The organism is Streptomyces sp. NPDC001889, from assembly GCF_053594535.1.
In genome coordinates, this window is sequence record NZ_JBSFER010000070.1 from 1 (window position 1) to 2,237 (window position 2,237).

Consider the following 2,237-nt stretch of genomic DNA (forward strand, 5'->3'; position numbering starts at 1 on the left):
GCGGTTGGTTGAGGTGTTGAATCCGGTGCGTTCGATGGGGCGGCATCCGTTGTTCCAGGTGTTGTTCACGCTTCAGGGTGATCCGCGTCCGGTGGTGGAGTTGCCTGGTTTGCGGGTGGAGACGGAGATTGTTTCGGGTGGGGTGGCGAAGTTCGATCTGTCGGTGGGAATGGCGGAGCGTTTCGGTGCTGATGGTGTTCCGGCTGGTATCGACGGTTATCTGGAGTTCGCGAGTGATCTCTTCGACCGGGGGACCGCCGAGGGGATAGCGGCCCGTTTCGTCCGTGTGCTGGAGGCCGTGGCCGCCGACCCCGACCAGCCCGTCAACGGAATCGATGTGCTCTCGGAACAGGAGCGCGGGCTGCTGCTGACCGAGTGGAACCGTACGGAACGGCCGCTCCCCGAGGCGGTGAAGAGCCTTCACCAGTGCTTCGCCGACCAGGTCGCCCGTACCCCGCTCGCGGTCGCGGTCCGCTCGGACGACGAGGTGCTCACCTACCGGGAACTGGACCTGAGGGCGTCGCGCCTGGCGGGCCGGCTGGCCGAGGCGGGAGTGGGCGCCGAGGACATCGTCGGCGTCCTGCTGGAACGCTCGCCCAGCGTTCTTGTCTCCTTCCTCGCGGTGCTGAAGGCCGGCGGCGCCTATCTGCCGCTGGACGTCCGCGATCCGGAGCCGCGCAGGCGGCGGTTGCTGAATGAGACCGGCACCCGGTGGGTACTGACCGATGCCACCGCACGGGAGCGCGTCCGGCTGCCGGAGCGGGTGCGGTCGATCGACGTCGCCGAGTGCGCGGAGCCGGCGGCCCCCGACGCGGAGTCCTTCCCCGGTGTCGTCGGCGATTCCCGGCGGCTCGCCTACGTCATGTACACCTCCGGCTCAACGGGTGAGCCCAAGGGAGTGGCCGTCACCCACTCGGCGGTCGTCCATCTCGCACGGGACAGCGGCTGGAAGGAGGGCGACCACCACCGTGTCCTCTTCCACTCACCGCACTCCTTCGACGCCTCCACCTATGAGATCTGGACCCCTCTCCTCTCCGGCGGTGAAGTGGTGGTGGCCCCGCCGGGCACCCCGGACGCGGCCGAGCTGGAGCGGCTGACCAGCCGGGCCGGGGTCACCGGCCTCTGGCTCACCGCGGGCCTCTTCCATCTCATCGCGCGGGAGGACCCCTCCTCCCTGGCCGCCGTGAGGGAGCTGTGGGTGGGGGGCGATGTGGTCGACCCCGACGCCGTGCGCCGCGTCATGGCCGCGTGTCCGGGGCTCGGCGTGGTCAACGGCTACGGACCCACGGAGAACACCACCTTCACCACGCACTATCGCATCCCGCCCGGTGGCCTCGCGGAAGGCCGCACGGTGCCGATCGGCCGGCCTGTCGGCAACACCCGTGTGTATGTGCTGGACGCCGGGCTGCGTCCGGTGCCGGTCGGTGTCGCGGGTGAGCTGTACGCGGCGGGTGCGGGCCTGGCCCGGGGGTATGTGGGTCGGGCGGGGCTGACGGCGGAGCGGTTTGTCGCCGATCCGTACGGTCCTGCCGGTGCGCGGATGTATCGGACCGGGGATCTGGTGCGCTGGTGCGCGGACGGGAATCTGGAGTATCTCGGGCGCGCGGACGGCCAGGTCAAGGTGCGGGGTTTCCGGATCGAGCCGGGGGAGATCGAGGCCGCGCTGCTGCGCCAGGAGGGCGTCGCCCAGGCCGCCGTCCTGGCCCGCACCGACCGTACCGACCCTTCCGAGAGCGTCGATGGCGTCGACGGCACCGTCGGCCGGCCCGGCGACAAGCGTCTCGTCGGCTATGTCGTCCCGGAGCCGGGCGCGGAGGTGGACGCTGCCGGTCTGCGCCATGGGGTCGGCGAGGAGTTGCCGGACCACATGGTCCCGGCGGCCGTCGTGGTACTGGACCGGCTCCCGCTCACCGTCAACGGCAAGCTCGACCGCGAGGCCCTGCCCGCTCCGGACTTCACCGCCGCGGTCACCGACCAGGCACCCCGGACTGCTCGCGAGGAGATCCTCTGCGGCCTCTTCGCCGATGTGCTGGGTCTGCCCCGCGTGGGTGTCGACGACGGATTCTTCGATCTCGGGGGCGACAGCATTCTGTCGATCCAGCTGGTGAGCCGTGCCCGTGAAGCCGGTCTGGTCATCACACCCCGTGAGGTTTTTCAGTGTCAGTCGGTGGCGGGGTTGGCGGGGGTGGCTCGGGGTGTGGGTGGGGTGGTGTCGTCGGGGGTTGGTGGTGTTTCGG

The 2,237-nt window shown here is 70.3% G+C and carries 1 protein-coding gene; it reads left to right on the top strand.

From position 1 onward, the window contains the following. Positions 1–34 precede the first annotated feature (34 nt). Positions 35–2,237 (top strand): non-ribosomal peptide synthetase (locus tag ACWCRA_RS35195; RefSeq protein ID WP_451069478.1); only part of this gene is annotated, 2,203 nt, incomplete at its 3' end.